This is a genomic window from Arthrobacter sp. zg-Y1116 (assembly GCF_024385485.1).
Taxonomy (GTDB): Bacteria; Actinomycetota; Actinomycetes; order Actinomycetales; family Micrococcaceae; genus Arthrobacter_B.
Map to the genome: position 1 here is coordinate 466,516 of NZ_JANFLR010000004.1, position 26,617 is coordinate 493,132.

Consider the following 26,617-nt stretch of genomic DNA (forward strand, 5'->3'; position numbering starts at 1 on the left):
GTTTGCAGTGAGGTTACTCGAAGCCGAAAAATGCCCTTTACCGCCGGTTCCCGGGACTGGAAGATAAGCCGGAAAGTCACTGTCGCAGCTGGGGGTCCATAGGTCATGCCTGTAAAAGTCGGTTACGCCTCGGGCGTCTACGATCTCTTCCATATCGGCCATTTGAACCTGCTGCGTGAGGCCCGGGACCGGTGTGATTTCCTTATCGCCGGCGTCGCTTCGGCGGAAATGTCCCAGCGGCTTAAAGGCACCACCCCGGTGGTTCCGCTGGCCGAGCGGCTGGAGATCGTGCGCAGTATCCGGTTCGTGGACGCCGTGGTGGTGGATGAACACGTGAATAAGGCCGAGACGTGGCGCGAAGTCGGATTCAACGTTTTCTTCAAAGGCGACGACTGGCGGGGCACACCGAAGGGCGTACGTCTGGAACGGGATATGAAGCTGATCGGTGTCGAAGTCGTCTACCTGCCGTATACGGCAACCACCTCTTCTACGATGCTGCGCCGCGCGCTGAGCGCAATCACCGGTTTACCCGGCGACTCTGCCCTGAACGCATGAAACACCGCGGCACTCCCGGCCTGGGCGCCCCGGCGCCCTCCGGGCCGAGCCGCCGCAGCGTATTGGCCTTGGGAACCATCGGCCTGGCCTTGGCCGGATGCATGCCCAAGGACGTGGATCCGGACGCCGGTGCCTCCGAAGAGACCCCCGCGGCAGCCCAGGTGCACACGGTGCGCTCACTCTTCGATTCGCATCCCTTCCAAGTGGCCCACCGCGGATCCTGGGACAACTGGCCCGAACACACAATGACTGCCTACCGGGAAGCGGCCCGTGCCGGGGCTCCGGCCCTGGAAGTTTCGGTGTGCTCGACGGCGGACGGCACCCTGGTCTGTCATCACGACATCGATACCGGAAGAACCACCGGGCAGAACCTGGTCATTGGCGATACGACCTGGAAAGACCTGTCGCGGCTGCGCGTCGACGCCCGGCCGTGGCTGGGCCCGCACATGCCGGTGGAACCGATTCCCCGGCTGCAGGAGGTCCTGGACGCGTTCGCCGGCACGCATGTGATCTTCCTCGAGGACAAGCAGGGCACCAACACCAAAGCCCTCCTGGACTTGATGGACACCTATCCGGATTCGCGCCGGCACATCATCTGGAAGCAGTCCGCAGTTGCAAAGCAGATTCGTGCGGTGACCGAGCGGGGATACGACAGCTGGGGCTACTTCACCGAGGAACAGATGTCCTTGCTGCCGGATAACTCTGAGCGGTTCACGTTCCTGGGAATCAACACCCTCGCCACGGACGCGGAGATCACCGCCGCGGTGGCAACGGGGAAGCCGGTGATCTGCTGGGAGGTCCACTCCCGGGCGGAGCGGGACCGGCTGATCGGGCTTGGAGTCGCGGGGCTCATGAGTGCCAACGTTCCCTATCTGTCGGTCCGGACCTCGCCGGAGACCGCCGATCGCTTCGGGGATGGTCTCCGGGCAGCCGGGGACCTCCCCTGGACAGTGAAACAAGGGTGGGACGTGCAGCCGCAATTGGACGCGGACGAAGGGGTGCTTCGGCTCCACGCCCCGGTGAACAGCAGCTACCGGATGGGGTCCATGGGGCCGGTGGAGCAGGACGTGTACAGCATTGAGTTCGAGATGCGCTGGCCGGGACAGCTTCCCGGCGTCGAAGGGCACGCCGGCCTGGCGTTCGGGCAGGATAACGACCTGCCCTACCGGGTGCTGATACCGAGCGAGGTGGGCGGCTACCACCTCGTGTTCCGGCCGAACGGGGAAATGGCACTGCTGCTGCGCCATTCAGGCGAACCAAACGGCCTGCGGCTCGCCGTCCTGGAGACCGAGCCGGCCAAATCCGGCGAATGGCTCTCGTTTAGAGTCGAGATAGCCCCCGACAGCCTGCGCTTCTCCCGCCGGGACAGCTCCGGATGGGCAGGCATGGCTGTCGAACGCAGCTACCGCGGCGGTTACTTCAGCCTCACCCGCAACTATGCCGGGGATTTCCCGGTGGAGTTCCGCAATGTGGCAATCACCTGATCGGCAGTTCCGGCCGCACACCCCGCCGCGCACCCCGCCGCAGCAACGCGGCCATCCCGATCCCGGCCAGCGCGCCGGCGCAGTTGAACAGGACGTCCCTCGCGTTGCCCACCCGCTCGGGCAGGAACAGCTCCTGGGCCAGTTCGCCGGTTCCGGACAGCACGGTGCAGATCAACAAAGCGATCCACCACCGCTGCGGTGCCATAAGGCGGGCCGCCATGAAACCAAGCGGCACGAAGAGCGCCACGTTTGCGGAGGCCTCGAGGACGGCGTAGCTCAACCCGGGCAGGCCCAGCTCCTCGAGCCGCTGCAGGGCCCTCAGCAGCCTCCCGTACAACGGGCGGTCGACCGGTGTAGGCCACAGGACCACCGCAAGAATGCCGGCTGCAAGCACCACGGCGGCAGCAGCTTTGGCTGCCCGGCGGATCCGGTAGCTCGGAGGGCGCTCGGTGGATTTCCTGCGCATGTTCCTTCCCGGCTGTCCAAACGTCTTTGGCTGGAAAGCTACCGGTTGGGAGGCGGAACCTTAACGCGGGCCCATACCCGGTTTTGTGCTGGCCTTACCTACTCCTGCGGCGGCACCGTCCGGCGCATCGCCGTCGTACGGCCCGGTGCCCAAGGGCTGCCGCTGGGTTTGTAGTATTTCGCCCAGGGACGAACGGAACTTAGGCCAGACTCAGATGCATTGCCCCCTGCTGCGTGGGACGATTAGGGAAGATTTGTCTTGCGTAATGCAGGACGCCGCCAGCAGAGGAGTAACGAACGTGCCTGTGGTGACTACCCCCGCAACGTTGCGCCCGGCAACCGGGCCCATGGACAACGCCGAAGTGCTGCGCATCCGCAACGACTTCCCGATCCTCGACCAGGAGGTCAACGGGCACCGGCTGGTCTACCTTGACTCGGGTGCCACCTCCCAGAACCCGCTGAGTGTCATCGAAGCCGAGCAGGAGTTCTACGAGCAGCGCAATTCCGCGGTCCACCGCGGCGCCCACACCCTTGCCGTCGCCGCCACCGACGTCTACGAGCAGGCCCGCGAAACGGTGGCGGCCTTCATTAACGCCCGTCCCAATGAGCTGGTGTGGACCTCCAACGCCACCGAAGGCCTGAACCTGCTGGCCTACTCCTTCTCCAACGCTTCCCTGGGCCGAGGGGGAGAAGCTGCAGCCCGGTTCGCGTTGAAACCCGGGGACGAAATAGTCGTCACCGAAATGGAGCACCACGCCAACCTGATCCCGTGGCAGGAGCTTGCGGCCCGCACCGGCGCAACTCTGCGCTACATTCCGGTGGACGACGACGGCGCGCTGCGGCTCGAGGAGGCCGAGCTCATCATCGGGCCGCGCACCAGGATCCTGGCGTTCAGCCATGCCTCCAACGTGCTCGGCACCATCAACCCGGTGGAGACCCTGGTGGCCATGGCACACCGCCATGGCGCCCTGGTGGTGCTGGATGCATGCCAGTCCGTGCCGCACCTGCCGGTGGACGTGAAGGCGCTCGACGTCGACTTCCTGGTCTTCTCCGGGCACAAGATGCTCGGGCCCACGGGCATCGGCGCCCTCTACGGCAAGGCCGAGCTGCTGGATGCCATGCCGGTGTTCCTCACCGGCGGGTCCATGATCACCACGGTGACGATGGAAAAGGCCGCGTACCTGCCCGCACCCCAGCGTTTCGAGGCCGGAACGCAGCGGATCTCGCAGGCTATGGCCCTGGGTACGGCAGCGAACTACCTCACCGAGACCGGGATGGACCGCATCCACGCCTGGGAAACCACGCTCGGCCAGCGCCTGGTGCAGGGGCTGGCGGCCATCGACGGGATCCGCGTGCTGGGGCCGAAAGCCGGTGTGGAACGGATCGGCCTGGCGGCGTTCGACGTCGACGGCGTCCACTCCCACGACGTAGGCCAGTTCCTGGATGACCAGGGGATTGCCGTGCGGGTGGGCCACCACTGCGCCCAGCCGCTGCACCGCCGGCTGGGGCTGGTTTCCACCACCCGTGCCAGTACGTACCTCTACAACACCACGGACGACGTTGACGCGTTCCTAGCCGCAGTGGCCGGCGTCCGTCCGTTCTTTGGAGTGAAGTAAATGAGTTCGGACCTGCAGCAGCTCTACCAGCAGATCATCCTGGAACACGCCAAGCGGCGGCGCGGCGACGGCTTGGCAGCGGCCCCGGACGGGCTGGCTTCGGGGGAGTCCCACCAGTTGAACCCCACCTGCGGCGATGAGATCACCCTGCGGGCCGCCGTCGACGGTTCCACCGTGCACGGCATCAGCTGGGAAGGACAGGGTTGCTCCATCTCCATGGCGTCCGCTTCTGTGCTGACGGAACTCGCGGCCGGCCTGGAGCGGGACGAAGTCCTCTCGCTGGTGGACGAGTTCCGTACGCTGATGCGTTCGCGGGGCAGCATTGAACCGGATGAGGAAGTGCTCGGCGACGCCGCGGCCTTTGCAGGCGTGGCCCGCTACCCGGCGCGGGTCAAGTGCGCCATGCTCGCCTGGGTTGCCTTGGAAGAAGCGCTGCTGGCGGCAAACTGAGGCGTCCGGCCTCGTGCGACCTCGTGCGGCTGCCGGACCGGACGGCTAACGGGCTCCCGGGCGGTTAGGGCCGGCCCATGCCGCGGTAGTTCCAACCGGCGCCCCGCCAGGCGGCCGGGTCGAGGACGTTGCGGCCGTCAATGATGTTCCGATCCGCAACGAGGGTCCCGGTGGCTTCCGGGTCGAGGGACCGGTATTCCTTCCACTCGGTCAGCAGCACCACGGCATGGGCCCCCAGCAGCGCATTCCCGGTGACGGGCTCGTAGTTCAGTTCGGGGAAGCGGCCCTTCGCGTTCTGCAGGGCCTGGGGGTCGGCCACGGTCACGGTGGCACCCTGGAGCTGCATCTGGGCCGCAGCGCTCAGGGCAGGGGAGTCGCGGACGTCGTCGCTCTCCGGCTTGAATGCGGCGCCCAGGATGGTCACCCGCTTGCCCAGCAGGGAGCCGCCGCAGATTTCGCGTGTCATTTCGACAACCTTGGAGCGGCGGCGCATATTGATGGCGTCCACCTCGCGCAGGAAGGTCAGTGCCTGGTCGGCACCCAGTTCCCCGGCCCGTGCCATGAACGCACGGATATCCTTGGGCAGGCAGCCGCCGCCGAACCCGACGCCGGCATTCAGGAAGCTCCGTCCGATGCGTTCGTCCATGCCGATGGCGTCGGCCAGGGCCGTGACATCCGCACCCGACGCCTCGCAGACCTCCGCCATGGCGTTGATGAAGCTGATCTTGGTGGCCAGGAAGGAATTGGCGGCGGTCTTGACCAGTTCGGCCGTGGCATAGTCCACCACCATGCGCGGGGTGCCGGCGGACAATGGGGTGGAATAAACCTCGTCCAGCGCCGCGACGGCGGCGGCTCCCGCCGCGTCGTCGGGAACACCGTAGACAAAGCGGTCAGGGGTTAACGTGTCCTGGACGGCGTGACCCTCGCGCAGGAATTCCGGATTCCAGGCCAGGATCGCTTCCGGCGCGGCTTCAGCCAGCTGATCGGCCAGCCGTGCGGCGGTGCCCACCGGGACGGTGGACTTGCCGGCCACTATGTTGCCGGGGGCCAGGTACGGCGCCAGGCCGGCGACTGCCGCGTCCACGTACCGCATGTCCGCGGCGTACTCGCCTTTGCGCTGGGGCGTGCCCACGCAGACGAAATGGACGTCAGCGCCGGCGGCGTCCGCCAGGTCGCTGCTGAACCTCAGGCGGCCACTCTCCAGCCCTTCCGCAAGGAGCTCAGGCAGGCGGGGCTCGAAGAACGGCGCCCGGCCCGCGGCGAGGTCCGCGATCCTTGCGGTGTCGACGTCGATCCCCACAACGTTATGTCCAAGCCGGGCCATGGAAACCGCGTGGACGGCGCCCAGATAGCCGCAGCCAATAACCGAGAGACGCACTGTTACCCCAAAGGTTCGATAGCGGAAGACGGCTACCAGCCTATCCCTTGAGCCGTGTGCGCACGGAACCCGGGACTGTTGGCTGCACGGGGCCGGTAGCCCTTGCTTTCTCCGGGTGGGCCGCCGAGAGCGGCAGCTGAACGGTTGGTTGGGGGGTGCGGCGAGCGATGGTTACGGAAGAAATCACCTACTGCATGCATTTCCGGTACTCACATAAACACTTGTTTTTCATAAAAGGGCACCCAACCACGCATTGCGGCTTCGAGTACTAAATGAAATTCAATCCATCGTTTAGGTCTCATCCGACTGCTAGTCTCCCCATGTGATTCCAACTAACCCAAAAATACTCATTGCGGGCTTGAATTACAGCCCTGAGCCATCCGGCAACGCGCCATATATCTCTGGGTTGGCTACCGGACTTTCCGATAAGGGTTACCGAGTAAGCGTACTTACGGGCTATCCGCATTACCCGGAGTGGCGGCGGCGCCCGGGATACAAGGGATGGAGTATCTCTGAAGCAATCGGGGGCGTATCCGTTCGACGGTTAAACCATCTCGTCCCTGCCAGGCCTCGGAGCTTCGCAAGGCTCGGTATGGAGCTTTCTTTTGGCCTTCGACTGGCCTTTGCACGCTGGGGCCCGCAGAGCGCGGTCATCCTCGTTAGCCCAGCCCTTTTCGCCACGGGGATCGCTCTGCTCCGAGCACGCATGGCCCCGGCCAAGCCCCCCGTCCTCATCTGGGTGCACGATCTCTACAGCCTGGGCATTACGGAGACCGGAACCTCCGGTTCCGCAGTCAGCAAGGTCATGGAATGGGTTGAATCGAAAATACTGCGATCAGCCGACCGTGTTGTGGTCGTTCATGAGCGCTTTCGCCATTACGTGACCGGGCAACTCGGAGTGGACCCCGACCGAGTGGAAGTCGTCCGTAACTGGACACACCTCAAGCCGTTTAACCTTGAGGACCGCGCTGCTTCCCGTGCCTCGTTCGGATGGTCGCCGGACGACGTGGTTGTCCTTCATGCAGGGAATATGGGCGCCAAACAGGGGCTGGAGAACGTGGTGGAGGCAGCCCGCGTTGCCTCTCGCGAGGGTAGTGCCGTCCGTTTCGTATTGGTCGGCGACGGCAACCAGCGGAGCCGGCTTGAACAACTCGCGCAGGGCGTTGGTCAGATCGAATTTGTGGATTCACTTCCCGGTAATCGATTCCAGGAAGCCCTCGCCGCGGCGGACGTCCTCCTGGTCAATGAACTGCCGGGCGTCCGGGAGATGTCCGTGCCCAGCAAATTGACGTCATATTTCAGCTCCGGTGTTCCCATACTGGCCGCTACCGACAAGGACAGCGTCACGGCCGAGGAAATCGCTACCGCGCAGGCGGGTATGCGAGTGGCTGCAGGGAGCCCGGTTGATCTTGTCCGCGGCGCAGAGGCAATGGCGGCGGACAAGGAACAAGGGCTCCGTTTTGCTGAAAACGGCCGCCGTTTTATGGAGACGACATTGTCTGAGGAGCACGCCGTCGCTAAGTATGGTTCGTATCTCATGCATCTCACTGCCCACCATCAAAAGGAACGCATTAAGTAATCGGGGGATTGTTTTGGTTAAGCGCGCACTCATTACAGGAATCACCGGGCAGGACGGCTCCTACCTTGCGGAGCTTCTGCTGAGGAAGGGATATGAGGTGCACGGGCTTATCCGCCGCGCCTCGACATTCAATACCTCCCGGGTGGACCACCTTTACGTGGATCCGCACGACCCGGAGGCAAAACTGTTCCTGCACTACGGAGACCTCAGCGACGGGTCGCGCCTGGCGACGCTGCTCGCCGGCCTGCGGCCGGATGAGGTCTACAACCTCGCCGCCCAGTCCCATGTCCGTGTGTCCTTTGACGAACCCGAACATACGGCGGACACCACGGGCATGGGTTCGGTTCGGCTCCTCGAGGCAGTGCGCCTCACTGGAATAGACACCAGGTATTACCAGGCATCCTCGTCGGAAATGTTCGGCGCTACTCCGCCGCCGCAGAACGAGGACACTCCGTTTTATCCACGGTCGCCGTACGGCGCCGCGAAGGTATACAGCTACTGGATCACGAAGAACTACCGCGAGGCCTATGGCATGTACGCGGTGAACGGAGTTCTTTTCAACCACGAATCCCCCCGCCGCGGCGAAACATTCGTCACCCGTAAGATTTCCCGCGCCGTAGCCGCCATCAAGGCCGGGCAGCAGCGGTATCTGTACATGGGTAACCTGGACGCCATCCGTGACTGGGGCTACGCCGCGGAATACGTGGAGGGCATGTGGCGCATGCTGCAGGCGGACGAGCCCGAGGATTTTGTGCTGGCCACCGGTGGAAACTACACCGTGAGGGACTTCCTCACCATCGCCTTCGAACACGCAGGGCTCGAATGGGAAGAACACGTGAAGTTCGATGAACGGTATCTTCGGCCCACGGAGGTTGACGCACTCGTTGGTGATGCCTCCAAGGCACAGGAGAAGCTTGGGTGGAAAGCCACGGTACATACTCCCGATCTCGCCCGCATCATGGTGGATGCTGACACCGAAATGCTCAAGCACTCGGGCCGTAATTGGGTCGATACCGTGAACCTCGAGTCTTGGAATGACTGACGTGGCGCAGCACTCAATGGCAGACAACACGGGCTTCGAGCCCGGCAAACTCGACCGCAACGCTCCCTTCTACGTCGCTGGACACCGTGGACTCGTAGGGTCGGCCATTTGGCGCAACCTCGAATCCGCAGGTTTCTCGAATCTCCTGGGCCGGACCTCCAGTGAACTGGATCTGAAGGATCGCCCGGCCGTCTTCGAATACTTTGCGGAGACCACGCCCCGCTATGTGGTCCTGGCGGCAGCGAAGGTGGGAGGCATCCTCGCCAACAATACGTACCCGGTGGACTTCCTGACCGAGAACCTGCAGATCCAGATCAATGTGCTGGATGCCGCACGCGAACAGGGCGTGGAACGTCTTCTTTTCCTGGGATCTTCCTGCATATACCCCAAGTTTGCCGAGCAGCCCATTTCGGAGGATTCGCTTCTGACGGGGCATCTCGAACCCACCAACGACGCATATGCGATCGCGAAGATCGCCGGAATCATGCACATCCAGGCCGTCCGCCGCCAGGACGGGCTGCCCTGGATTTCAGCGATGCCCACCAGCCTTTACGGCCCGGGGGATAACTTTTCGCCGGAAGGATCCCATGTCCTTCCGGCTCTCATCCGCCGCTATGACGAGGCAGCGCAACAGGGATTGAGCACCGTGACCAACTGGGGTACAGGTTCGCCCCGGCGTGAATTCCTGCATGTCGACGACATGGCAGCTGCCTGCCTCCACCTCTTGGAGCATTATGACGGACCGCAGCAGGTGAACGTGGGAACGGGATCAGACCTCACGATCAAGGAACTCGCCGAACTTGTCGCCGACGCCGTGGGCTACAACGGGTCCGTGGAGTGGGATGCCTCGAAACCCGACGGCACCCCGCAAAAGCTACTCGACGTCTCCAAGCTGGCTGCCACCGGCTGGACCGCACAGATCCCCTTCGAGGACGGCATTCGGGACACAGTGTCCTGGTATCGGAGCCATCTCACCTCACTGCGCGGCTAGGCTCGGCACGAACCTGCCAAAACCGGCGCGGTCCCCGGGACGGCCAGGACGGGTGACTTATGTCCGGCGAAGGTTAGTTTCCGGATCCGGGCAGCTCCACCCGGAACGTGCTCCCCGCACCGAGCTCCGAGCTGAACGAGATCCGCCCGCCGTGGGCTTCCACGATCGACTTGGTGATGACGAGTCCCAGGCCCACGCCCGGGATGGCCGCCTTCTTCACCTGGCCGGTGCGGAAGAACTTGGTGAACACGTCCCGCTGGTCGGCCTCGCTCATGCCGATACCGGTGTCCTCCACCTCCAGCACCAGGTTCCCTTCCTCCCTCCGGGAGCGAACGGTGACCTTGCCGCCGTCGGGGGAGTATTTGATGGCGTTGGAGAGCAGGTTGTCCAGCACCTGGGAGATCCGGGCCGGGTCCACCGACGCACGCAGTTCCGCTTCGCAGTCACAGCCGAGGTCCACGCCGATGGCGGTGGCTCTGGGCCGGGCGGAGTCCAAGGCCACACTCACCAATTCGGCGACATCGGTTTCGGAGCGTTGCAGGTGCATGGTTCCGGAGGCGGTGGTCAGCAGGTCGGCCACCAGCAGCAGCAGCCGCTCGGCGTTGCGCTGGGCCACCTGCAGGGCGTTCACGAGGTGCCCCGGAAGGCCGGCGGTCTCTTCGTCATCAACGACGAGGTCGAGGTAGCCGATGATCGAGGTCAGCGGGGTCCGCAGCTCGTGGGAGACACTGGAAACAAAATCCTCCCGGGCATTGAGTGCATTGACCATTTCCGTGACATCGCTGTAGGCCAGCACGGAGCCGGCGAATTCTCCCTGTTCGTGCATGGCACGGGCACAGACGGCGAGGGCACGCTGCCGCTCCCCGGTTCCAACCCAGACAATGACGTCCGAAAAAGATTCTTCGCGCATGGCCCGCTGCGAAGGCCTTTGCGCCAGGGGCACCGGCGTGAGCTGGTCCAGGCCGTAAATCCGGGCATCGCTGCCCGTGTCTGCTCCGTCGTGGAGACCGGCCAACGCATGGTTGATCCGCTGGCGGCTGTTCATCAGGATGGTCCGGCCCGCAGCATCCACCGCCATCACGCCCACATCGACCGTTTCCAGCACGGCGTCCAGCAACTGCGAGCGTCGGCGGGTCTCCCGCAGGCTGGCCTGCAGCTCGGTTTCAATCGCCACAAGCCGCTTCTGCTGGGACGTGGTATCCGATTCCATCGTCGAGATCACCACGCCCATGGCAAACATGACGAACGGGATGAGGAGGGGGGCCACCAGATCCTCCCGGGCGGGGAAACCGCCCGCCTGCGTGAACAGTGGTGCCCACAGCAGCATCGTGGTGCAGACATAGCTGAGTAGCCATGCCCTGCGCGGAGCAGCACCGGACCAGGCCATCCAGAAAACGGGGAAGACTGCCAGGAAACTAAGTCCGATCACTGAGTTGCGACCCTCGTAATAGAGGCCGCCCACAACAGCGAAGTCCAGGACGGGGATGCACCAATAGGCCAACGGGGGATACCGTTCCCACGGGACAACCACGCATGCCAAAGTCAGAGCGGCAAGGAGCACCAGTGCGAATTGAAAACTGTGGCTGCGTAATACATCCGGGGCCACCACGGCGGTAATCACGATCGCTATGCCAACCGATATCAGCAACGGCTGCTGGCTTACCAGCAGCCGGCGCCGAAGACTCAATTCATTAAACTGCGATTTGATACCAGGAAGCGTGGCCACTCGGTCTTTGAGACTGGACATGAAAAAAGGGAACCCCCGGATTCCTGTAGTGGTAGCTCAGAGTATAGGGGTGCTCCTGTAGGATACCGAGCAAGGGGAGCGGGGATTCAGAAGGTCTCGCAGGACAGGAAAAAACAAAAACATGGAAATTCAACGTGTAGCCGTCATCATCGAGGATGATGCAGATATCCGCGATCTTCTTAACGCAGTTCTGCAGCAATCAGGTTTCAACGTCTTTACTGCTCCGAACGGCTCCGAAGGTGTTGAGGCAGTGCGGCTGCATAATCCCACTGTCGTCACGTTGGACCTGGGTCTTCCGGACATTGACGGGTTTGAGGTAATCCGGCAGCTGCGGCAGTTCAGCGATGCCTACATCGTGATGCTCACCGCCCGGGCTGAGGAGCTCGACACCCTTATGGGGCTGGAAGCCGGCGCCGACGACTACATCACCAAGCCCTTCCGGCCCCGGGAACTGCGGGCCCGGATTTCAGCCATGCTCCGCCGTCCCCGTGGAGAGTCTGCAGGCGAAGGCGAGACGCCCGTGTCCGCTGATGCTCCTTCCTCCCTCGGCGGAAGCCAGGGAACCCCCTCCGCAGCAGCGGTGCAGCCTCCGGCTCCCGCAGCGGCCCCGGGCACGCTTGCCCACAACGGTTTGACCCTGAACCCGGGGACGCGCACCACCGAAATCAACGGCAAGGGCGTAGAGCTGACCCGCACCGAGTTCGACCTGTTGCAGGCGCTCCTTGAGGGCGGCCGCCTGGTACGGACTAAAACCGACCTGGTCCGGCGGCTGCGGGGCGAGGAGTATGACACCGGATCCTTCATCAGTGACGCCGATGAGCGGACCGTGGAAGTGCACGTGGGCAATTTGCGCCGCAAACTCGGGGACGATTCGAAGGCACCGCGCTGGCTCGAAACCGTACGCGGCGTCGGCTACCGCCTGGCTCCGCAGGCCTGACCGGCAGGGTCCCGGCCCTCGAGCCCACGGGCCCTCCGAGCCCACGGGCCCTGGGCCGGCGTGAGTACCGGCGGCGTTGCTAAGCGAGCGCCGGCACGCCGGCAGGGAGCTCGACGGTAAAGCTGGTGCCGCGGCCCAGCGTGCTCTCGACCCGGATGCTGCCGCCGTGGGCCTCGGCGATGTCCTTGCTGATGGCCATGCCGAGCCCGACTCCGGGGATGCCCGCCTGCCGAACCGTGCCGGTCCGGAAGAACTTCTCGAAGACATCATCCACATCGTCCGCGGTCATACCCATGCCCGTATCCGACACACGGAACACCGCACGGTCCCCTTCGCGCCACGCACTGACCGTGACCGTGCCGCCGTCGGGGGAGTATTTGACTGCGTTGGAAAGCAGGTTGTCCAGTACCTGCGCGATACGGTGCGGGTCCGCGAACATCGGGAGCTCCGCCGGGGCATCGTTGACCAGATCGACGCCGGCCTCCCGTGCACGGGTTTCCGCCGTGCGGAGGCTGTTGCGGATGATCTCCGCCAGGCACATGGGCCGGGATTCCAGCTGAACGGTGCCGGAGGCCGCTGTGAGCAGATCCGACACCAGCCGGAGCAGCCGCTCGCTGTTGCGCAGGGCCACCCGCATTGATCCGGGAATGGTGCCCTGCAGCCCGGTCTCTTCTGCCTCGTCCAGGGCCAGGTCCAGGTAGCCCATGATCGACGTCAGCGGAGTTCGCAGCTCGTGCGAGACACTGGCCACGAAGTCGTCCTTGGCGGCCAGCGCACCAACCATGGCCGTGACATCGGAGAAAACGATCACCGCACCGTTGAAACCGCCGTCGTCATTGCGCAGCACGGCCCCCGAGACGTTCATTGCCATCTGGCTGCCGGGCGGACCCAGCCACAGCTGCAGGTCGCTGAAGTCCGAGCCGCGCAGGGCGCGGGCAACGGGACGCTGGTCGAAGGGTACGGGAGTAGTGCGGTCAACTGTGTAGAGGAACAGGTCGCGTTCATGCGGGTGGACCGTGCCCGGGGGCAGTGCACGTTCCTGCAGCATCCGCTGGCGGCGGTTCATATGCCGCGGCACGCCGTCCTCGTCCACCAGGAGGACACCGACGTTGATGGCGTTCAGCACCCCGTCGAGCTGTTGGGATTGCCGTTTGCTCTCCGCCAGCGCGGCCTCGAGCAGCCGGTCCTTGTTCTCCAGCGTTTCGCGCTGGGAACGGATGTCTTCGCGCAGCACGGACACGGTGATCGCGACGCCAAGGCTGACCAGGGGAACGAGCAGGGGGGCGGAGAGGTCCGCACCGCTGACCGGACCGGACGTGCCCAGGATGAAGGGGTGCCATACGGACAGCAGGGGGCAGAAAAAGCTCAGGTACCGGGCGGCCGGCGGGGAGACGCGGGACCAGGACATCCAGAACACGGGAAACACGTGGAGGAGGCTCAGCCCGTTAAGGATGCCGGTGCTGCCGTGCTGGAGTTGGGCGATGGCCACGAAGTCAAGCAGCGGGATGATCCAGTAGGACGGATACCAGAGCCGGTTCCAGGGAAGGGCGATGCATACGGCGGTGGCAACGGCCAGCGTGACCAGGCCGGCCACGAATTCCCGGCGGTGGAAGACCTCCGGCAACTGCCAGGCGGCAACCGCGCAGATCAGCGCCACCACGACGACCAGCGGGGCCTGGCTCACTGCGGTCCGGTACCGCAGCGGAAGCTCGTGGAATTGGGACGAAATGCCGAAAAACTTCAGCGTCGACTGCGACAACCGCGACACGCGTGACCCCCTCGTAAAACACAACAGGGTCTAACGATACCGGTGGTATGTGGCAGGCGTGACCGCGCTCACTCCCATGGCACGGCGGTCGGGATGGTGGGAGCGGGACTTAGGCGGCGGAAAACAGGTCTGACTCGTTCAGATAGGCCATGGTTTCGGCGCCGCAGGTGCGGACAGCGGTCACCATCTCCTCGAGGCCCCGCAAATCGCGGCGTGCTACGAGGTCCTGCGCAGCAGCGCCAAGGGCCGAGAGCCGTTCAGCTCCGGCCATATGGCTGGAAATCTTGATGCTGAGGACCACATCCATGGCGGCGTCGAAGTCCCGGCCCTGCACCGCCTGGTGGAGGCGCGTGAACCGGCCCTCCCACATCGATGTGAAGTTGGCGACGAACCGGCGGCAGGATTCCACGCCAACCTGGTCGCTAAGTTCCCGCAGCCGGTCCAAGGAGATCAGCCGCGCCTCGAGTTCTTCCTGGGGCGTCATCAGCCGGCGCTCCTGAGTGGCAGGGCGGCATTCCGATTCCGCGGTAATACTCGTGCAGCGGCGGACCGGCGCGGTGGCCGGACCGGTGGGGGCTGCGGGGGCGTGAGAGACAAACAAAATATCCTTCGGTGTGGGGTCGCCGTCGGGCGGTTCGGTGCCTGATGGAAGCCAGCCGAATACTCCCGGCTGATGTCCTACGGTCTCACCCCAACCTCAGGAAAAGTTGCCTGCAACGCTCAAGATCGAGGCAATATTGCAGGCCGCCGGCTAATCACCCTTCCGGCTGCGGAAGGCATAGACCGCCAGCGTGCCGAGCGCCGCACCCAGCGAGTTGGCGATGACGTCGTGGACAGTGGCGTAGCGGGCCGGCAGGAACACGTGCTGCCCGGCTTCAATGGCGCAGGAGGCGGCCATGCCGACGACGGCGGCCAGCCAGGCGAAACGGTCGGTGAGGTAAGCGGCGGCCAAGACACCGAAGGGAATGAACAAGACCACGTTCGCGGCGGACTCCACGAGGGTGTAGTCGACCCATTCGGGCACGCCTCGGCTGTGCAGGGCAGTAAGGACGGCGCGGAGGGTGCCGGCCGATCCGGCGTCGACCGGGGAGGGCCAGAACGCGATGAGCGCCACGACCCCTATGTAGAGGAGGAAGAGCCCGGCCAGCAGCCGCCGTCGTCGTCTATCCCGGATGACCAGGTTCACCGGTAGCGGCGCTCCCAGGCGAGCAGCTCACCCACCGCCGGAGTCAGCTCGCGGACCATCTGCTGGTAGACGTCGTCGCTGCGGCGGTAGGGGTCCACTACGTCGTCTTCCTCCGGTCCCGCCGGATGGGCGCTGCGGAGCCGCAGCGCCCGGGCCATTGCCGTCTGCCACCGTTCGGCGGCCGGGGCATCGGGGTCCGCGTCGACCAGCGGGAGCAGGCGGGCCAGTTCGCGCAGCGTAAAGGTGCGCCGCAGCAACGCCGGGGCGAGGTCCACGATCCTGCTCCGGTGGGCCCGGGTCATGCCCAGCACGAGGTCCTGCCCCTCGAGAATCTCCGCAGAGAGCTGCCGTGCGGCGAAGCCGGCGGAGTCGCCGCCGAAAATGTTCACGAAACCGGCCACGTGCGGTTCGATGCCGGATCCGACCAGGGCGCCGGTGCCTGCGCTGGTGACTTCGAATTCACCGGGGGCAACGCTGTCCAGTCCGGCCTGGAGCAGGCGCTCGGCCATCGGGGAGCGGCAGATGTTGCCGGTGCAGACAGTCAGGATTCGGAACGGAGCAGCGGTGGGTCTCATGTCCTCAGGCTTCGGATAGGGCTGGTTCCCGGGCCGGATGCGGCCGGTTGTGCTGGTGTTGAGGTTACCTTGTGTGGCGCTTGAGCTTTGCCGGAATGTTGCATGAACCCTGTGTTTGGGCGGCGTTGTTTCTTGAGGGGAGGGCGGCAAAGTAATACCCAGCGGCGAGGAAAGCCTTCCGAGCCAAAAGACTTTCGAACAAGGGGAACAGCGTGAACAAGATGGCTAAGGGTGCACTGGCAATCGGTATCGGCTCGGCAATGCTGCTCGGCGGCGGCGGAACGCTCGCCGTCTGGAACGATTCCCAGACTGCGAACGCCGGCACCATCGTCTCCGGTGACCTTGACGTGACCGCCGCGCCGGGTAAGTGGACCAACAAGGCCGGTACCGAAATCGACATCACCAAGTACATGGTTGTACCGGGCGATGAACTGACCTTCACCCAGGATGTCAGCCTGCAGCTCGACGGTGACCAGATGAAGGCGACGCTGGTTATCAACGAGGACGTCAGCAACGGCTTCACGGGCAGCGCCAAGCCGGTTCCCACCCTGACCCAGGGCGGCAAGCCCCTGAACGCGGCGAACCTGACCGCCGCGAACGACGTCGACAGGGCGGGAGTGGTCACCGCCAAGGCCGTCTTCGTCTTCAACAAGGACACCGGCGCCCGCACGGACACCAACGTCAGCCTGGACCTCTCCCGCGTGAACTACGTCCTGACCCAGGTCGCCAAGTAGCATTCCCTAAGCCCCTTGTTCTCACCCCGGTTGTGCGCGGAACACCTGTCCCGCGCACAACCGTTCCCCTGGAGGAAAAAATCCGTGAAGAGCTCCCGAGTACTGAAGGCAGCCGGCCTGATTCTGGCCGCTGTGGTACTCGGACTGATGACGGTCCAGGGAAGCTATGCCCTGTGGAACGCCGCCGCACAGCAGAACGCCGGCACCGTCCAGGCCGCCGATTTCAACATCCTGGTGAATGAAGCCAACATGGCCCAGACACCGACCCTGTCGTTGGACGTTGCTGGATTGCACCGCGGAGTACCAAAATTCACCGCAGTGAAGGTGACCAACAACACCAACGTCACCGCGCAGTCCCCGCTGGTCCTGCAGCCCGCCGTTTCGCTCCCGGTACCCGGCAGCCTGCTCAACGGCAACCTGACTGTGCACACCGCGGTTGTCCGGGGATCGGCGATCTGCACCGCCAACCTGGCCTACCAGGCCGGAACCCCGGTTCTTCCGGTCCTGGCCACCGGAACCACCCAGACCATTTGCTTCAAGGTAGAAGTCAAGCAAAACACCCCGGCAAACCAGCTCGGAACGCCGATCAGCATCCCGGTAAACCTCAGTGTGGCGCAGCTTGCGCCGGCAGCTTAGTTGATGGATAGGAAAACCATGTCGAGTGGCCGCAGGACAGCAGAGAAGCCCGCCAGCCCGCTGCGTTTCATCGGAACCGGTCTGAGCTACATCGCCCTGTGCGCCACGGCCCTCGTTGCCCTGGTCCTTGTAGTCATTCCCCTCGTGACCGGCTCGCAGACCTTCAGCGTCCTGACCAGCTCCATGGCTCCGCACTACGCCCCCGGCACCTTCCTGGTCGTCAAGCCCACCCCGTTCGAGGAACTGCGCGTAGGTGACGTGATCACCTACCAGATCGAGTCCGGCAGCTCTGCCGTCATCACCCACCGGATCACGTCCGTGGGCACCGCGCAGGACGGCGAACGCACCCTGATCACCAAGGGCGACAACAATGACGTTGCCGACGCAGAGCCTGTGCGCGAAGTCCAGGTCCGCGGCAAGCTTTTCTACGCCGTACCGTTTGTAGGTTTTGCCGCCAATGCCCTGGGTAACTCGGACCGCGGAGCGGCACTCCAATGGGGTGCTGTCGCACTCATGGGCTACGGGATCATCTCCATGGTCCGCGGCGCGCTGGCCAAGAAACGCGGTGACGGGGAAACCCCGCAGGCAGACAACGACGATCCGGATAATGGTTCCACCGACGACGGCGCGGACCCGTTCTTCGCCTTCCGCACCCAGGACCCGCTGGATCATGACGATCCCGTCCTGGAAGAGTGCGAGCACTGCAACCACGACAGCGCCCACCCGCATGTCCGCAGCCACCGGAAGCCCGTAGCCGTCTAATGCGGATTCCCAAACCGGTGAGGCACTGGCTGACGGTTGGTGCCGTGTGCGGAGCCGCGGCGACCATCACCCTCGCCGGTATCCCTGCCGCTTCCGCATCCGGAAGCTACCTCAGCTTCAGCCCCGACGGCGTCGGCTTCAGCCCAACACTGACCCGGCCCGTCTTCAACCAGGCGGTTCAACTGGTCCCGGGAGCATCCACGGGGGGCAGCGTGTGGGTGCGGAACGACGGCACCGAGGCAGCCTATCTCTCCGCCGGCGCCGTCAGCGCCGCCATGGACCCGGAGCTGTCGGGCCTGGTCAGCGTGAGCGGATCGGCCGGTGCCGCAGGCGGCGTGCCGGCATACCTCGGCGCTCCCGGAGCGTGCAGTGACCTTTACCGGGGCTGGGAACTGGGCGCGGGTGACGCCGTCCTCGTGCAGCTCACGGCAGGCCTTGCCGCGGAAGCTCCCAACGCGGCCATGAAACGCAGTGCCCGGTTCGACGTCGTGTTTTACCTGCAGTCCACGGACGGTGCAGGCACCGGACCCAGCGCCTGCGAGGCGCTGGGGAACAACGGCCACACCGGCGACACGCCGCCGGCGGATCCGGGGACACCCAATGCCGAAGTCCCCGGAAACGGAAACTCCTCGGATGACACCCGGAACACCGGGACCGCGGGCCAGCAGGCTGGCCAGGAGCGGCCGGCGGCAGCCACGGTCCAGGGCACTGCGCCAACCGACGGCACAGCGGTGCTGGCCGCTTTCCCGGCTGCCCCCGCGCAGGCACAGGACCCGGACGCGCGCTTCAACACCCAGGTCCCGCCGGCGGAAACCGGACGATTGGAAGCGGCTTCGCCCGCGTCGTTCGAAAGCACCGTCGAACCCATCATCCGTTCGCTCTCCGGTACGCTCCTGATAGTGCTGTCGGTGGCGTTCTTCGCCGCCGCCGGAATCCGACTACGAAGCAGGAGCCGATGAGCAGGAAAACGCAGCAGGGGGCTGCGGCGGGCACCGACGCCGTGACGGAGACCCGTCCGGGCCCGTTGAGGCGGCTTCGTGCCCAGCCGGGTTTCCGGACCGCTGCGGTGGTCTTTGTGCTCACGGTGGTTCTGGGCCTGGGCGGTCCCGCCGCGTATGCGTACTGGAGCCAGTCGACTGCAGTGACCATCTCAGGGCTCCCGACCGCAAAGGTTCAAACGCCCGCCGCTCCCGTTTGCACCACTCGGGTTTTGGCCAACGAGATCAGCTGGACCGCCGTAACGGACGTGGACTCCGACGTGGTCTATGTGCTGTCCTTCGCCGTCAATGGGCGCACCAAGACCTACGCGGTTCCGCGCAGCACTACTATGGTCAAGCCCGTATACCTCAGCGGTCTGAGCGACGCGCTGGGCAGGACCCCCTATGACAAGGTGTCCCTGACAGTCACGCTGCGGACAGCCACGGTCAAAAAGGATGTCCCGTCAGTGACGCCCATCAGCGAGGGCGATGTCCTGTCCGCTTCCCAGGCGTCCACGCTCCCGATGTTCTATTACTCGCCGCCGGGACTGCTGGCCTACCCCTGCTCGCGCTAGTTCTCCCGGTCCTCGTACACGTCCGGGATGCCGTCCTGGTCATCGTCGCGCCGGTCTTCAGCTTCGATGAGCCGGTAGCGCCGGTTCCGGGCGGTCAGCAGGGCTGAAGCCAGCAGGGCTGCCAGCACGGAGGCCACGAGGATGCCGACCTTGGCGTCGTCGTTGTGCAGCGAGCCGACCTCGAAGCTCAGGTCATTGACCAGCAGGGAGACGGTGAAGCCGATCCCGCCCAGGATGCCGATGCCTGCCAGATCAATCCAGCGCACATCCGGGTCGAGCTTTGCCCGTGTGCCTGCGGTCACCGCCCACGTGGTGAGCAGGATGCCGACGGGCTTGCCTGCAACGAGGCCCAGGATAATTCCGATGGCAACGGGATCAGTGACCACCGAGGCCACGCCGCTCCAGCCGCCCAGAGCCACGCCGGCGGAAAAGAAGGCAAAGACCGGAACGGCAAAGCCGGTGGAGACGGGCCGGAAGCGGTGCTCGAAGATTTCCGAGAGGCCGGGGGCCTCAGGGTCAGCGGGCAGTTTCTGCCGGTCCGGTCCGCGGCGCAGCACCGGAACGGCAAAGCCCAGCAGCACCCCGGCCACGGTGGCGTGCACGCCGGAAGCGTGCATCAGCGCCCAGGTGGCGACACCCAGGGGCAGCAGGATCACCCAGGCGGGCCAGCGCCGGGTGCCGAAGAAGCGCGGGACGCGCTGGACCAGCAGCGTGAACGCGGCCAGCGGCAGCAGCATCCACAGCAGGTAGCTAAGGTGCACGTCTTCGGAGTAGAAGAAGGCAATGATGGCGATGGCGATGAGGTCATCCACCACGGCGAGGGTCAGCAGGAAGATGCGCAGCGCGCTGGGCAGGTGCGAACTGATGACCGCCAGGACTGCCAGGGCGAAGGCAATATCGGTGGCGGTGGGGATGGCCCAGCCCCGCAGGCCGTCCGAACCGGAAATCAGGTTGACGGCAACGTACACCAGTGCGGGCACGATAACGCCGCCCACCGCTGCCGCTATCGGGACGATCGCCTGTCTGAGGTCCCTCAGGTCCCCGGCAATGAATTCTTTCTTCAGCTCGAGGCCGACCAGGAAGAAGAAGATGGCCAGCAGCCCGTCGGCCGCCCAGGTGCCGATGCTCAGCTTGAGGTGCCACGGCTCGTAGCCGATTTCGAAGTCACGCACCGCAAAGTAGGTATCCGCGGCCGGAGAGTTGGCCCAGATCAGGGCTGCGATGGTGGCGATCAGCAGCAGGACGCCGCCCACTGTTTCCTGACGGAGGATCTCGCCGATGCGAAGTGTCTCTCCGTAGCTGCGCCTGCCCAGGACTGTGTGCGCGCCAGTGGGCTTGGGGGAGGAGGGCTCAGAGGCCATGAAAGGTTCCAATCAGATTCGGGTACGGCAAAGTTATTGCCGACCAGACTTCCCGGCGCACCGTGTACCAGTCTAACTGCATCAGCCAGGCAGCGTGTGATGAGGGACGAACCGGGCAGCAAAACGCCCCGGCAGGAAAGCTGCCGGGGCGTGCGTCATCAGGGAAAGTCAGCCGATCAGGCCACGGACGCCGATCACGAGGGTTGCCAGTCCGAAGACCATGGCCGTGCTGATCTTCATGAGGTTCGTGGTCATGTACCGGGTCGGCGAACCTTTGGCGTCCCGCGCCTGCGGGGACTTCAGGACGTCCCGCAGATAGGGCGGCCAGACGATGAGGGACCAGAGACCGGCGATCACCAGGACCAGCGCGAGGGGAGTGGAGAGGACCATGGGTTAGCTCTTCCGGCTTTCAATCCACTTGCCGGCCTGGCCTGCCTGGATCGTAAGGGCCTTGCCGATCATCGGTTCGGCGGCCTTGGCGATCTTGTCGCCAAGGAACGGAATGCTGGAGGCCACCTTGCCGTCAACATCCACGCGGGTGCCCTCGGGGGTGCTGACCAGTCGCTGCACGGCGTTGACCTTCAGCGGGACCCCGCCCACGGAGAGCTCCACTGCCGCTTCACGGGATCCGTCGGCAGCAGGTGCGGCCCACTGCTCTTTCTGGGTCACGGTCAGGGTGGCACCAACAAACTTCTTCGCAATGTCCGGCAACCGGTCCGTGGGCATCGTCCGCACAGCAGTGAGGACAAATGCCCCGGCGGTGTCACCGTCCACGGAAGCGGAAACCAGGGAACCGCCTACGTGCTCGCTCATGCTGCGCAGGAAACCCTCGTCAGCGAACGTGTCCGTCACGGTCCGTACGTCGTAGGGCAGGATAGTTGATGCGTTCAGGGCCATAGGTCCTCCGTAAGGTGAGCGGTAATGCCGGATTCCGCGGGCTTGTACAGCCCGCCGGCCGGCCAACCCTCATCCTAAACCGCACGCACAGCTGCCCCGAAACCGGGGCCGGGGAGTCCCGGACCGGGTCAGGGCACCAGATTGATGCAGCCCACGGGGCTTCCCGCCGCACCGCCCTGCCCCGCATCGAGGATGAGGAGCGACTCGGCGTCGTCGTCTGGCAGCGTCCACGGAACCGTGGTGCTCGCGGTGGCATTGCCGGCGGTGTCGGTAGTGAAGTCCAGGACGAGGCCGCCCTGGCTGCCCTGGTACTCCGCGCCGGCGTCCGATGGATCTGCTCCGCAGTCATCCTCGTGCAGCCGGGCACTGTAGGTCGTGTCGGCGGCGAAGCTCTGTGCCTGGAGCTGAACGGTGGTGTTCTCCGCGCTTTCCTCCACGGTGACAATCGCAACGGACTCATCCGGGATCAAGGCGGTGCTGTAGGTGGTCGCTACGGCGTCGTCGCAGTACGGGCCGAAGGTTCCCTCGATGATCCCGCCCGGAGTCGGGGACGCAGTGAACTTTCCGCAGCGATCGGGGTTGGCAGTGCGGCCGGGAACGCCGGCCGCCTGGCAGTTTTCTCCGCTGGCGTCCGGGGAATCGGTGCCGCAGGGCGAAGGGCTGGATGAGGAAGAGGAAGGGGAACCTTCGGGATCGTTGTCGCCGTCGCCGTCGGAAGTGCCCGCGCAGCCGGTGAAGGCCAGTGCGAATACCGCACATCCCGTGGCCAGGAGGGTCGCTTTGCGTGCCATGGGCAATCCTTACGTTGTCGAAAGGCGAGGCCGGCGAATGGATAACTGCCGTCTTCGGGTGACCCGTGCTTTTCCAGCGTGGCAGGCGGCCCGGCGAAAATCCAGATCCAGCGGCGCTGCAGCCCGGGTCCGGATCTCCGCGCACCTCGCGCTTTCGCACGTTTTCCGCTCTCAGCGCGAGCGCCGGACCGGTGCCCCGGCAGCAGGTAATGTGGAAGAAAACCCCGGGGTTCCGTTTGTGGACTTCGGGTATTTGCGTTGCCGTCATGAAGGAGAAAACACCCCATGAGCCTGAACGGACTGCGTGCCGCCCTCGCTGAGGACCCCTCGTACGCAAGGGTGCGGACTCTTTCCTCCCGGCCGCCCGCAGGCCGCAGCGAAGACCTGCAGATCGGGGCTCCGCAGGGCATGCGCGCCGCCCTGCTGGCCGAAGTCGTGGACGGCCTGGCATCGGCCGGAACCGGTGCCGGCGTTCCGCCGGTGGTGCTGGCCGTGACGGCGACGGGACGCGAGGCCGAGGACCTGGCAGCCGCGCTGCGCAGTTATCTTCCCTTGGCCGGTATCGAAGAGTTCCCCAGCTGGGAGACCCTGCCGCACGAGCGGCTGTCCCCGCGCTCGGATACCGTCGGACGGCGCCTGTCGGTGCTCCGCCGGCTGGCGCACCCGGAAACCGCCCCGGTGCAGATTGTGGTTGCCCCGGTGCGCGCCGTGCTCCAGCCGCTGGTGGCCGGACTGGGCGAACTCAAGCCGGTGGCGCTGAAGGTCGGCCAGGAGCAGCCCTTTGACTCCGTGGTGCAGGCACTGGCGGAGGCCGCCTATGCGCGGGTGGATATGGTCTCCCACCGCGGCGAGTTTGCCGTGCGAGGCGGCATCCTGGATGTTTTCCCGCCCACCGAGGACCACCCCATCCGCATCGACTTCTTCGGCGACGAAGTCGATTCCATGCGCTGGTTCGCGGTCGCTGACCAGCGGACCCTGACCGGGGAGCACATCACCCACCCCTCGGAGCTCTACGCCCCGCCGTGCCGGGAAATCCTGATCACGCCGTCGGTCATGAGCCGCGCCGCCAAGCTCAAGGACCAGATGCCGGCCGCCTCGGACATGCTGGAAAAGATCGCCGGCGGAATTGCCGTGGAAGGCATGGAATCCCTCGCTCCGGTGCTGGTGGACTCCATGGTCCCGCTGATGGGGGAGCTGCCCCGCGGATCCATTGCCGTGGTCATCGAGCCGGAAAAGGTCCGGGCCCGCGCCCACGACCTGGCCGCCACCAACGAGGAGTTCCTGGCCGCAGCCTGGGCAACGGCGTCCGACGGCGGTGCGGCGCCCCTGGATCTTTCCGCCGGGCTGGCCTCGGACCTGGACGCTGCAAGCTTCCGTTCCCTGGCCGATACGCGCACTGCCGCGCACGCCAATGACGTGGCCTGGTGGTCCATTACATCCTTCAACCCCGACGACGAAACCGTCCTGGACATCGACACCCTGACCATCAACGCCCGGGAACCGCGCGGCTACCGGGGCGACGTAGCGGAAATGATGGAGTTCATCGGCGGCCGCGTCCGGGACGCCTGGCGTGTGGTGGTGGTGACGGAGGGGCCGGGCCCGGCCTCCCGCCTGGCCGAACTGTTCCGGGAGAACGACATTCCCGCAGCGCTGGTGGAATCCGTGGACGAGGAACCGCGCCCCGGCGTCATCGCCATCACCACGGCCAGCGCCGGCCGCGGGTATGTCTTTGACACCCTCAAGACCGGTCTGCTGACCGAGGCGGACCTGCTCGGCCGCGCCAGCACCTACTCCACCCGCGACATGCGCAAGATGCCTTCCAAACGGCGCAACGCCGTCGATCCGCTGCAGCTGCAGGAGGGCGACTTCGTGGTGCATGAGCAGCATGGCGTGGGCAAGTTCATTGAGCTCATCCAGCGTGCCACCGGCGCCGGCACCAACAAGACAGTGCGCGAGTACATGGTGCTTGAATACGCGTCCTCCAAGCGCGGGGCGCCGGGGGACCGGCTGTTCGTCCCCACCGACCAGCTGGACCAGATCACCCGGTACGTGGGCGGTGAAACCCCTGTCCTGTCCAAGATGGGCGGTTCCGACTGGGCCAAGACCAAGAGCCGGGCGCGCAAGGCGGTCAAGGAGATTGCGGGGGAGCTGATCCGGCTCTACTCCGCCCGGATGGCGTCCAAGGGCCACGCCTTCGGCCCGGACACCCCGTGGCAGCGTGAACTCGAGGAAGCGTTCCCTTATGTCGAGACCCCGGATCAGCTGACCACTATCAACGAGGTCAAGGCGGACATGGAGCGTGAAATCCCCATGGACCGGCTGGTCTCCGGCGACGTGGGCTACGGCAAAACCGAGATCGCGGTGCGTGCAGCGTTCAAGGCCGTGCAGGACGGCAAACAGGTGGCCGTGCTGGTGCCCACCACGCTGCTGGCCCAGCAGCATATGGAAACCTTCGCCGAACGCTTCTCCGGCTTCCCGGTCCGGGTGGATTCGCTCTCGCGCTTCCAGACCGCCAAGCAGGCCAAGGCAACTATCGAGGACGTCAAGACCGGCGCCGTGGACGTGGTCATCGGCACCCACCGTCTGCTGTCCCAAGAGGTCCGGTTCAAGGACCTGGGCCTCGTGATCGTGGACGAGGAGCAGCGCTTCGGCGTCGAACACAAGGAAGCGCTGAAGAAGATGCGCACCAACGTGGACGTGCTGGCCATGAGCGCCACCCCGATTCCCCGCACCCTGGAGATGTCCCTGACCGGTATCCGCGAGACATCCACCTTGGCCACCCCGCCGGAGGAACGGCACCCGGTGCTCACCTATGTGGGCCCCTACACGGACAAACAGGCCTCCGCCGCCATCCGCCGGGAGCTCATGCGCGAGGGCCAGGTCTTCTTTGTCCACAACCGGGTGTCCTCGATTGACCGGACGGCCGCCCATCTGCGGGAACTGGTGCCGGAGGCGCGGATCGCCGTCGCGCACGGCCAGATGAGCGAGTCCAAGCTCGAGCAGATCATTGTGGATTTCTGGGAGAAGCGCTTCGACGTGCTGGTGTGCACCACCATCATCGAAACGGGCCTGGACATCTCCAATGCCAACACCCTGATCGTGGACCGTGCGGACCACTTCGGGCTTTCGCAGCTGCACCAGCTGCGCGGCCGGGTGGGGCGCGGCCGGGAGCGGGCCTATGCGTACTTCCTGTACCCGTCCGAAAAGCCGCTGGGCGAGGTGGCACTTGAACGGCTGAAGGCCGTGGCCACGCACAACGAGCTGGGTGCGGGCATGCAGCTGGCCATGAAGGACCTGGAGATCCGCGGTGCCGGCAACCTGCTGGGCGGGGAACAGTCCGGCCATATTGCCGGCGTCGGCTTTGACCTGTACATCCGGCTGGTAGGCGAAGCCGTGGCCGACTACCGGGGCGAGGCCGAGGAGAAGGCGGCCGAAATGAAGATCGAGCTGCCGGTCAACGCCCATCTCCCGCACGACTACGTTCCGGGGGAGAGGCTGCGGCTGGAGGCCTACCGCAAGCTGGCGTCAGCACTCACCAATGAGGCGATCGACGAAGTGCTGGCCGAACTGGTGGACCGTTACGGCGAGCCCCCGCAGGAAGTGAAGAACCTGATCGATGTAGCCCGCTTCCGGGTGGATGCACGCGCCGCCGGGCTCACCGACGTCGCGCTGCAGGGCAACTTCATCAAGTTCGCACCGGCGGACCTGCCCGAGTCGAGGACCATGCGACTGCAGCGTATGTATCCCGGGGCGCTCGTGAAGCCGGCGCTGAACGCGGTGCTGGTACCCAAGCCGAAGACCGCCAGGATAGGCGGGAGGGATCTGGTGGACGCCGAAATCCTGGCCTGGGCCAAGCAGGTGCTCGACGCCGTGTTCAAGGAGTAAGCCGGAGGCTAGCCAGTCACCGCAATGACGAAAACACCGGCGGCGGCCACTACGCAGGAGGCCAGTACCGAGTAACCGACGAGGACGATGCGCTGCTGCAGGGCCCGGTTCCGGCGCCACTCCCTGCGGGTCATGGTGGTAGTCATAAACCGAATCTAGGGACGGCTGGGCGCGGCCGCTAAGAGTAGGACACACCTGCTTAACCCCGGCGACTACTCAGTTAAAC

26 protein-coding genes are annotated in these 26,617 nt (G+C 65.1%); 14 read left to right on the plus strand and 12 right to left on the minus strand.

What is annotated here, in order from left to right:
• Window positions 1-105 precede the first annotated feature (105 nt).
• Together NNX34_RS13560 and NNX34_RS13565 are read left to right on the plus strand one after the other, a co-directional pair.
• The gene (locus NNX34_RS13560; protein WP_227924308.1) at window positions 106-555 is read left to right on the plus strand and encodes an adenylyltransferase/cytidyltransferase family protein; all 450 of its coding nucleotides are present in this window, start codon (window positions 106-108) and stop codon (window positions 553-555) included.
• On the plus strand, window positions 552-2,039 hold the full coding sequence (locus tag NNX34_RS13565; protein WP_255767038.1) for a glycerophosphodiester phosphodiesterase family protein: 1,488 nt from the start codon (window positions 552-554) through the stop codon (window positions 2,037-2,039). Before NNX34_RS13560 ends, NNX34_RS13565 begins: the two co-directional genes overlap by 4 nt.
• Here NNX34_RS13565 and NNX34_RS13570 read toward each other — a convergent pair.
• Entirely contained in the window at window positions 2,032-2,505 is a 474-nt protein-coding gene (locus NNX34_RS13570) for a VanZ family protein (protein ID WP_255767039.1), read from the minus strand. The genes NNX34_RS13565 and NNX34_RS13570 overlap by 8 nt on opposite strands.
• Before the next feature lie 298 nt (window positions 2,506-2,803).
• Here NNX34_RS13570 and NNX34_RS13575 point away from each other — a divergent pair, with 298 nt between their 5' ends.
• Together NNX34_RS13575 and sufU are read left to right on the plus strand one after the other, a co-directional pair.
• The gene (locus NNX34_RS13575) at window positions 2,804-4,120 is read left to right on the plus strand and encodes a cysteine desulfurase (protein ID WP_308219744.1); all 1,317 of its coding nucleotides are present in this window, start codon (window positions 2,804-2,806) and stop codon (window positions 4,118-4,120) included.
• Window positions 4,121-4,570 (plus strand): Fe-S cluster assembly sulfur transfer protein SufU, encoded by a 450-nt coding sequence (gene sufU, locus NNX34_RS13580; RefSeq protein ID WP_255767040.1) that lies wholly within the window; start codon window positions 4,121-4,123, stop codon window positions 4,568-4,570.
• A 64-nt stretch (window positions 4,571-4,634) separates the two neighbouring features.
• Here sufU and NNX34_RS13585 read toward each other — a convergent pair whose 3' ends face one another.
• Window positions 4,635-5,948, minus strand: coding sequence for a UDP-glucose/GDP-mannose dehydrogenase family protein (locus tag NNX34_RS13585; protein WP_255767041.1), 1,314 nt, complete (start codon window positions 5,946-5,948; stop codon window positions 4,635-4,637).
• Window positions 5,949-6,270: 322 nt separating this feature from the next.
• On the opposite strand from NNX34_RS13585, the gene NNX34_RS13590 reads away from it, so the two are divergent.
• Genes NNX34_RS13590 through NNX34_RS13600 form a run of 3 tightly spaced genes read left to right on the plus strand, consistent with a single transcriptional unit; the run spans window position 6,271 to window position 9,560 of the window.
• Window positions 6,271-7,527, plus strand: a complete 1,257-nt coding sequence (locus NNX34_RS13590; protein WP_255767042.1) for a glycosyltransferase family 4 protein — start codon at window positions 6,271-6,273, stop codon at window positions 7,525-7,527.
• A 13-nt stretch (window positions 7,528-7,540) separates the two neighbouring features.
• A complete protein-coding gene (gene gmd / locus NNX34_RS13595) occupies window positions 7,541-8,569 on the plus strand; it encodes a GDP-mannose 4,6-dehydratase (RefSeq protein WP_255767043.1) in 1,029 nt (342 codons plus the stop codon).
• A complete protein-coding gene (locus NNX34_RS13600) occupies window positions 8,562-9,560 on the plus strand; it encodes a GDP-L-fucose synthase family protein (protein WP_370647277.1) in 999 nt (332 codons plus the stop codon). Before gmd ends, NNX34_RS13600 begins: the two co-directional genes overlap by 8 nt.
• A gap of 73 nt (window positions 9,561-9,633) precedes the next feature.
• On the opposite strand, the gene NNX34_RS13605 is transcribed toward NNX34_RS13600, so the two are convergent.
• Window positions 9,634-11,247 (minus strand): cell wall metabolism sensor histidine kinase WalK, encoded by a 1,614-nt coding sequence (locus tag NNX34_RS13605; protein WP_255767044.1) that lies wholly within the window; start codon window positions 11,245-11,247, stop codon window positions 9,634-9,636.
• A gap of 181 nt (window positions 11,248-11,428) precedes the next feature.
• On the opposite strand from NNX34_RS13605, the gene NNX34_RS13610 reads away from it, so the two are divergent.
• Window positions 11,429-12,244 (plus strand): response regulator transcription factor, encoded by an 816-nt coding sequence (locus tag NNX34_RS13610; protein WP_255767045.1) that lies wholly within the window; start codon window positions 11,429-11,431, stop codon window positions 12,242-12,244.
• A gap of 79 nt (window positions 12,245-12,323) precedes the next feature.
• Here NNX34_RS13610 and NNX34_RS13615 read toward each other — a convergent pair whose 3' ends face one another.
• The 4 genes from NNX34_RS13615 to NNX34_RS13630 form a co-directional block, all read right to left on the minus strand.
• Window positions 12,324-14,012, minus strand: coding sequence for a cell wall metabolism sensor histidine kinase WalK (locus tag NNX34_RS13615; protein ID WP_255767046.1), 1,689 nt, complete (start codon window positions 14,010-14,012; stop codon window positions 12,324-12,326).
• A gap of 109 nt (window positions 14,013-14,121) precedes the next feature.
• Window positions 14,122-14,496, minus strand: coding sequence for an Hpt domain-containing protein (locus tag NNX34_RS13620; RefSeq protein WP_255767047.1), 375 nt, complete (start codon window positions 14,494-14,496; stop codon window positions 14,122-14,124).
• A 267-nt stretch (window positions 14,497-14,763) separates the two neighbouring features.
• On the minus strand, window positions 14,764-15,198 hold the full coding sequence (locus NNX34_RS13625) for a VanZ family protein (RefSeq protein ID WP_255767048.1): 435 nt from the start codon (window positions 15,196-15,198) through the stop codon (window positions 14,764-14,766).
• The gene (locus tag NNX34_RS13630; RefSeq protein ID WP_255767049.1) at window positions 15,195-15,773 is read right to left on the minus strand and encodes a low molecular weight phosphatase family protein; all 579 of its coding nucleotides are present in this window, start codon (window positions 15,771-15,773) and stop codon (window positions 15,195-15,197) included. The genes NNX34_RS13625 and NNX34_RS13630 overlap by 4 nt, the downstream gene beginning before the upstream one ends.
• 221 nt (window positions 15,774-15,994) lie before the next feature.
• Between NNX34_RS13630 and NNX34_RS13635 the strand changes: the two genes are divergently transcribed.
• From NNX34_RS13635 to NNX34_RS13655, 5 genes are all read left to right on the plus strand, one after another.
• On the plus strand, window positions 15,995-16,507 hold the full coding sequence (locus NNX34_RS13635; RefSeq protein ID WP_255767269.1) for an alternate-type signal peptide domain-containing protein: 513 nt from the start codon (window positions 15,995-15,997) through the stop codon (window positions 16,505-16,507).
• A gap of 84 nt (window positions 16,508-16,591) precedes the next feature.
• Window positions 16,592-17,143 carry a hypothetical protein gene (locus NNX34_RS13640; RefSeq protein ID WP_255767050.1) on the plus strand — a complete coding sequence of 184 codons (552 nt, stop codon included), beginning with the start codon at window positions 16,592-16,594 and terminating at the stop codon, window positions 17,141-17,143.
• An 18-nt stretch (window positions 17,144-17,161) separates the two neighbouring features.
• Window positions 17,162-17,905, plus strand: a complete 744-nt coding sequence (locus NNX34_RS13645; RefSeq protein WP_255767051.1) for a signal peptidase I — start codon at window positions 17,162-17,164, stop codon at window positions 17,903-17,905.
• Window positions 17,905-18,864, plus strand: coding sequence for a hypothetical protein (locus NNX34_RS13650; RefSeq protein ID WP_255767052.1), 960 nt, complete (start codon window positions 17,905-17,907; stop codon window positions 18,862-18,864). Before NNX34_RS13645 ends, NNX34_RS13650 begins: the two co-directional genes overlap by 1 nt.
• Window positions 18,861-19,457 (plus strand): hypothetical protein, encoded by a 597-nt coding sequence (locus NNX34_RS13655; protein ID WP_255767054.1) that lies wholly within the window; start codon window positions 18,861-18,863, stop codon window positions 19,455-19,457. Before NNX34_RS13650 ends, NNX34_RS13655 begins: the two co-directional genes overlap by 4 nt.
• Here NNX34_RS13655 and nhaA read toward each other — a convergent pair.
• The 4 genes from nhaA to NNX34_RS13675 all read right to left on the minus strand — a co-directional run bounded on the left by nhaA (window position 19,454) and on the right by NNX34_RS13675 (window position 22,506).
• Entirely contained in the window at window positions 19,454-20,818 is a 1,365-nt protein-coding gene (gene nhaA / locus NNX34_RS13660) for a Na+/H+ antiporter NhaA (RefSeq protein ID WP_255767055.1), read from the minus strand. The genes NNX34_RS13655 and nhaA overlap by 4 nt on opposite strands.
• Before the next feature lie 168 nt (window positions 20,819-20,986).
• A complete protein-coding gene (locus NNX34_RS13665) occupies window positions 20,987-21,208 on the minus strand; it encodes an SCO4848 family membrane protein (RefSeq protein ID WP_255767056.1) in 222 nt (73 codons plus the stop codon).
• Between the two features lie 3 nt (window positions 21,209-21,211).
• Window positions 21,212-21,715, minus strand: coding sequence for a DUF2505 domain-containing protein (locus NNX34_RS13670; protein WP_255767057.1), 504 nt, complete (start codon window positions 21,713-21,715; stop codon window positions 21,212-21,214).
• A 128-nt stretch (window positions 21,716-21,843) separates the two neighbouring features.
• On the minus strand, window positions 21,844-22,506 hold the full coding sequence (locus NNX34_RS13675) for a hypothetical protein (RefSeq protein ID WP_255767058.1): 663 nt from the start codon (window positions 22,504-22,506) through the stop codon (window positions 21,844-21,846).
• Between the two features lie 285 nt (window positions 22,507-22,791).
• Here NNX34_RS13675 and mfd point away from each other — a divergent pair, with 285 nt between their 5' ends.
• The gene (mfd, locus tag NNX34_RS13680; RefSeq protein WP_255767059.1) at window positions 22,792-26,391 is read left to right on the plus strand and encodes a transcription-repair coupling factor; all 3,600 of its coding nucleotides are present in this window, start codon (window positions 22,792-22,794) and stop codon (window positions 26,389-26,391) included.
• A gap of 8 nt (window positions 26,392-26,399) precedes the next feature.
• Here mfd and NNX34_RS13685 read toward each other — a convergent pair whose 3' ends face one another.
• Window positions 26,400-26,537 (minus strand): hypothetical protein, encoded by a 138-nt coding sequence (locus NNX34_RS13685; RefSeq protein WP_255767060.1) that lies wholly within the window; start codon window positions 26,535-26,537, stop codon window positions 26,400-26,402.
• Between the last annotated feature and the right edge of the window lie 80 nt (window positions 26,538-26,617).